The sequence below is a fragment of the Streptomyces sp. XM83C genome, assembly GCF_023072675.1.
Taxonomy (GTDB): Bacteria; Actinomycetota; Actinomycetes; order Streptomycetales; family Streptomycetaceae; genus Streptomyces; species Streptomyces thermocoprophilus.
In genome coordinates this window covers 1-5,512 of record NZ_JALLGL010000368.1, presented here as the reverse complement: position 1 = coordinate 5,512, position 5,512 = coordinate 1, and the positions used below count along the sequence as shown (strand labels likewise).

Genomic DNA, 5,512 nt, shown 5'->3' with positions numbered 1-5,512 from the left:
TGTGTATAAGGGACAGGGCCGGAGCCCCGCCCCCGGTCGCCGGCGGCCCCGCCGGCTACCGGGGCTGGGGCTCCGGCTGGGGCGGGCCCCCGCCCGCGGCCAAGCCCGGCGTGATCCCGCTGCGCCCGCTCGGCATGGGCGAGATCCTCGACGGGGCCGTCTCGACGATGCGCGCCCACTGGCGCACCGTCCTCGGCATCTCGCTGGCCGTCGCCGTCGTCATCGAGGTCGTCACAGTGCTGCTGCGCGGCTTCGTCCTCGACGACCGGGCCGGCACGGACGCCCTGGACGACCCCAGCGCCCCCCTCAGCGAGGTCACCCGCGCGATGGGCGACGTCCTGCTGAGCAGCGCGGTCGTCTCCCTCGTCCAGATGATCGGCATGGTCATCGCGACCGCCCTGCTCACCACGGTCACCAGCCGCGCCGTCCTCGGCCGGTCCGTCACGACCCGCGAGGCCTGGCAGGACGCCCGCCCCCAGGTTCCGAGGCTGTTCGGCCTGATCTTCCTGCTGCTGCTCATCGGCGTCGGCATCGGCGCCGTCGGCGTACTGCCCGGCATTCTCGTGGTGGTCGCGGGCCAGACAGAGGCGGGAGCCGGTCTCATCGTCATCGGCGCCCTCCTCGCCGGCGTGGTCGCCCTGTGGATGCTGATCCGCTTCTCCCTCGCCTCCCCGGCGCTGATGCTGGAGAAGCAGACCATCGGCAAGTCCCTGCGCCGCTCCACGAAACTCGTCCGCGGCTCCTGGTGGCGTGTCTTCGGCATCCAACTGCTCGCGACGATCATCGCGAACATCGTCGCGGCCATCGTCGTCGTCCCGTTCACCCTCATCGGCGCCGCGACCAGCGACGACGGCTTCTCCGGCTTCGTCGAGGGCGACGGCGGCCTCAGCTGGGCCTTCCTGATCATCAGCGGCATCGGCGCGGTGATCGGATCCACGATCACGTTCCCGATCTCGGCCGGCGTGACCGTGCTCCTCTACATCGACCAGCGCATCCGCCGCGAGGCCCTCGACCTCGAACTGGGCCGCGCCGCCGGACTCCCCGGCTACGCACCCACCGACCCCGCCCCCGGGAGCTGATGCGGTGAGCCTGACGGGGGACGTCCTCACCGCGGTCTCGGCGCCGCTCACCACCGGCCCGGCCGTACGACCGCTGCTGCGCGCCGGCGACTTCCTGTCCCTGGTGCGCGGCGACGACGGCCCCCCGGTCGTCGTCGACCGGGACCCCGCCCGCGAGGCGGCCCGCCGCGAGCTGTCGAAGGGCATGTACCACGAGAACGAACCGAGCCTCCTGGAGCGCGCCCTCAACGCGTTCTGGGACTGGCTCGAGGGAGTCTTCGACGCCGCATCCACCGCGGCACCCGGCGGCACCACCGGGCTCGTCGTCATCGTCGTCGCCGTCATCGCCGTCCTGGCCGCCCTCTGGTGGCGACTGGGCACCCCGGGCGGCCGATCCGTCTCTTCCGCCGTCCTGTTCGACGACCGCCCCCGCAGCGCCGCCGACCACCGCGCCGCCGCCGACGCCCACGCCGCCCAGGGCCACTGGAACCAAGCCCTCCAGGAACGCATGCGCGCCATCGTCCGCGCCTTGGAGGAACGCGCCCTCCTCGACATCCGGCCCGGCCGCACCGCCGACGAGGCCGCCGCCGAAGCCGCCCGCAGCCTGCCCTCCCACGGTGACCGACTGCGCGCCGCGGCACGGGAGTTCGACGACGTCACATACGGCGGACGCGCCGCGACCGAGGAGGCGTACCGCCGCATGGCCGCACTCGACACCGACCTCGAACGCACCAGACCCAACCTCGCGAGCAGCACGACCAGCACCACCCACAACAGCCGCCAGGGAGCCGCCGGATGACGACCGAGGCCCCGCTCCCGGCCACCTCGGCCTCCCCGACCGCCCGCCAGATCCTCACCCGCGGCCGCGGCATCGCCATCGCCCTGCTGCTGCTTCTGGCCGGGGCGATCGCCATCGCCGTCGTACGCTCCGGCGACCGGCACGGCACGCTCGATCCACGCTCGGTCGACCCGCAGGGCAGCCGCGCCGTCGCCGCGCTCCTCGACGAACGAGGCGTCAGCACCCGCGTGATCACCACACTCGACGAGGCACGCGCCGCCACCGGCCCGGACACCACCCTCCTGGTCGCCGCACCCGACCTGCTGACGGCACATCAGCAGCGGCAACTCCACGAGGCCACAGCGGACTCCGGTGGCCGCACTCTCCTCGTGGCACCCGGCGTCACCTCCGTGGAGACCCTCGCGCCCGGGGTCACCGCGGACCCCGCCAACAGCGCCCACTCCACCCTTGAGCCCGCCTGCGACCTGCCCGCCGCACGCCGCGCGGGCAACGCCGACACCGGTGGCATCCGCTACACCACCACCCGCCTCGACGCCGACGAGTGCTACCCCAGCCGACGCCTCGCCACCCTGCTGCGCCTGCCGGCCACCGCAGGCGGAGACACCATCGTCCTGGGCGCGCCCGACATCCTCTTCAACGACCGCCTCGACGAGCACGGCAACGCCTCGCTCGCCCTTCAACTCCTCGGCTCCCGCCCCCATCTGGTCTGGTACCTCCCCTCCCTGTCCGACACCACCGCCACCGATCCCGACGACGAACAGGGCCTCCTGGACCTGCTGCCGTCGGGCTGGCTGTGGGGAACCCTGCAACTCTTCATCGCCGCAGCCGTAGCCGCCCTGTGGCGGGCACGCCGACTCGGCCCCCTCGTCCCCGAAAAACTCCCCGTGGCGATCCGCGCCTCCGAAACCGCCGAAGGCCGCGCCCGCCTCTACCGCAAGGCGAACGCCCGCGACCGCGCGGCCACCGCTCTGCGCTCCACCACACGCCCGAGGTACTGCTGCCCGCCCTGTCCGCTCACCTCCACGGCGACGGACAGCACCTGCACACCCTCCTCTTCGGGCCGCCGCCGCACGACGACACAGCCCTCATCACGCTCGCCGACCAACTCGACGCCCTCGAAAGAGAGGTACGCCGTCCATGATGGACCCGACCACTGACAACGCCGGGCAGACCGGGCATCCGGGCGACCCCCGGGCCGCCCTCGAAGCCCTGCGCGCCGAGATCGCCAAGGCCGTGGTCGGCCAGGACCCCGCCGTCACCGGACTCGTCGTCGCTCTGCTCTGCCGCGGACACGTTCTTCTGGAAGGAGTCCCCGGGGTCGCCAAAACATTGCTCGTCCGCGCCCTCGCATCCGCACTCGAACTGGAGACCAAACGCGTCCAGTTCACCCCTGACCTCATGCCCAGCGACGTCACCGGCTCCCTCGTCTACGACGCCCGCACCGCGGAGTTCTCCTTCCAGCCCGGCCCCGTCTTCACCAACCTGCTCCTCGCCGACGAGATCAACCGCACCCCGCCGAAGACCCAGTCCTCCCTCCTGGAGGCCATGGAGGAACGCCAGGTCACGGTCGACGGCACCCCCCGACCGCTCCCCGAGCCGTTTCTGGTCGCCGCGACCCAGAACCCAGTCGAGTACGAGGGCACCTATCCCCTCCCCGAGGCCCAACTGGACCGTTTCCTCCTCAAGCTGACGGTCCCTCTGCCGTCACGCCAGGACGAGATCGACGTCCTCACCCGCCACGCCGCCGGCTTCAACCCGCGCGACCTGCGCGCCGCCGGAGTGCGCCCCGTCGCCACCGCCGCCGATCTGGAGGCCGCGCGCACCGCCGTCGCCAAGACCACGGTCTCCCCCGAGATCACCGCGTACGTCGTCGACATCTGCCGCGCCACCCGCGAATCGCCGTCGCTCACCCTCGGCGTGTCCCCCCGCGGCGCGACCGCCCTGCTCGCCACCGCACGCGCCTGGGCCTGGCTGACCGGCCGCGACTACGTCATCCCCGACGATGTGAAAGCCCTCGCTCTGCCCACCCTCCGCCATCGCGTGCAGCTCCGCCCGGAGGCCGAAATGGAGGGCGTGACCGCCGACTCGGTCATCAACGCGATCCTCACCCACGTCCCCGTCCCCCGCTGATGGCGTTCACCGGACGCGCCGCGCTCCTCGCGGCACTCGGCTCCCTCCCGGTCGGCCTCTGGGACCCCAGCTGGACGGGCATCCTCGCGGTCAACGGCTCCCTCGCCGTGGCCTGCGCCTGCGACTACGCCTTGGCGGCGCCCGTACGACGTCTTCGCCTCACTCGCTCCGGCGACACGTCCGTACGCCTGGGTGACCCGGCGGACGTCACGTTGACGATCACCAACCCCTCCGGCCGCATGCTGCGCGGCCGTCTCCGGGACGCCTGGCCGCCGAGCAGCTGGCAGCCCGGCACAGAGGTGTCCGCGTCCCGGCACCGCATCGCCGTCCCGGGGGGTGAACGCCGCCGAGTCACGACCCGACTTCGCCCGACGCGACGCGGAGACCGTCACGCCGACCGTGTAACGATCCGCTCGTACGGCCCTCTCGGTCTCTTCGCCCGCCAGGCCACCCACCGTGTGCCGTGGACGGTACGCGTCCTGCCACCGTTCACCAGCCGCAAGCACCTGCCGTCGAAGCTGGCCCGCCTGCGGGAACTGGACGGCCGGACGAGTGTCCTGCAGCGCGGCGAGGGGACGGAGTTCGACAGCTTGCGCGAGTACGTCCCCGGCGACGACACCCGCTCCATCGACTGGCGCGCCACGGCCCGGCAGTCGATGGTGGCCGTACGCACGTGGCGTCCCGAACGTGACCGGCACATCCTTCTCGTCCTCGACACCGGTCGCACCTCGGCCGGCCGCGTAGGCGACGCTCCGCGGCTCGACGCCGCCATGGATGCCGCCCTGCTCCTGGCCGCGCTGGCATCGAGGGCAGGCGACCGCGTCGATCTGCTGGCGTACGACCGCCGGGTCCGCGCTCTTGTGCAGGGGCGCTCGGCCGGCGACGTCCTGCCGTCACTGGTGGACGCCATGGCGACGGTGGAGCCGGAACTGGTCGAGACGGATGCGCGACGCCTGACGACGACCGCGCTGCGCACGGCTCCGCGCCATTCGCTGATCGTCCTGTTCACCACGCTCGACGCCGCTCCCTTCGAGGAGGGCATCCTGCCTGTTCTTCCGCAACTCACCCAGCGCCACTCGGTCTTGGTGGCGTCCGTCGCAGATCCGTATGTCGCCGCGATGGCTCGCTCTCGCGGCACGGCGGACAAGGTGTACGAGGCCGCCGCAGCGGCTCACGCACAGTCGGAACGGCATCGCACGGCCGAACAGCTCCGCCGTCACGGCGTGACGGTAGTGGACGCGGCGCCGGAGGAACTGGCGCCGGCACTGGCCGACGCATATCTGGATCTCAAGGCCCGAGGGCGTCTCTGAGGCACTGCGGGCCATTTGCCGAAGGCAGGCCCGCATCCTCGCTCCGACAAATGCCGGCCTTCTCGCCCAGGTCCTTGAAAGGTCCCTGAAATGCGGAAAGCCCCGCACCAAATGGTGCGGGGCTCCCCGGAAAAATCGTTCGGCGGCGTCCTACTCTCCCACAGGGTCCCCCCTGCAGTACCATCGGCGCTGTAAGGCTTAGCTTCCGGGTTCGG

Annotated in this window: 4 protein-coding genes, 1 rRNA gene and 1 pseudogene; 5 read left to right on the top strand and 1 reads right to left on the bottom strand. The window is 72.1% G+C overall.

Translation table 11 applies throughout. The annotated features are described in order from the left end of the window. The 5 genes and pseudogenes from MTQ10_RS27340 to MTQ10_RS27320 form a co-directional block, all read left to right on the top strand. The coding region (locus MTQ10_RS27340; RefSeq protein WP_247472925.1) for a glycerophosphoryl diester phosphodiesterase membrane domain-containing protein at positions 1-1,079 on the top strand (1,079 nt) is incomplete at its 5' end. 4 nt (positions 1,080-1,083) lie between these two features. Then, positions 1,084-1,857 (top strand): DUF4129 domain-containing protein, encoded by a 774-nt coding sequence (locus MTQ10_RS27335; RefSeq protein ID WP_247472923.1) that lies wholly within the window; start codon positions 1,084-1,086, stop codon positions 1,855-1,857. Beyond that, positions 1,854-2,998 (top strand): annotated as a pseudogene (locus tag MTQ10_RS27330) (DUF4350 domain-containing protein). Before MTQ10_RS27335 ends, MTQ10_RS27330 begins: the two are co-directional and overlap by 4 nt. Beyond that, positions 2,998-3,987, top strand: coding sequence for an AAA family ATPase (locus MTQ10_RS27325; protein ID WP_247472926.1), 990 nt, complete (start codon positions 2,998-3,000; stop codon positions 3,985-3,987). The pseudogene MTQ10_RS27330 and the gene MTQ10_RS27325 overlap by 1 nt, the downstream one beginning before the upstream one ends. Continuing rightward, positions 3,987-5,297: a DUF58 domain-containing protein gene (locus tag MTQ10_RS27320; protein ID WP_247472922.1), complete on the top strand. Its 1,311-nt coding sequence runs from the start codon at positions 3,987-3,989 to the stop codon at positions 5,295-5,297. Before MTQ10_RS27325 ends, MTQ10_RS27320 begins: the two co-directional genes overlap by 1 nt. 137 nt (positions 5,298-5,434) lie before the next feature. On the opposite strand, the gene rrf is transcribed toward MTQ10_RS27320, so the two are convergent. Next, positions 5,435-5,512 (bottom strand): 5S ribosomal RNA (gene rrf, locus MTQ10_RS27315); the annotation flags it as partial.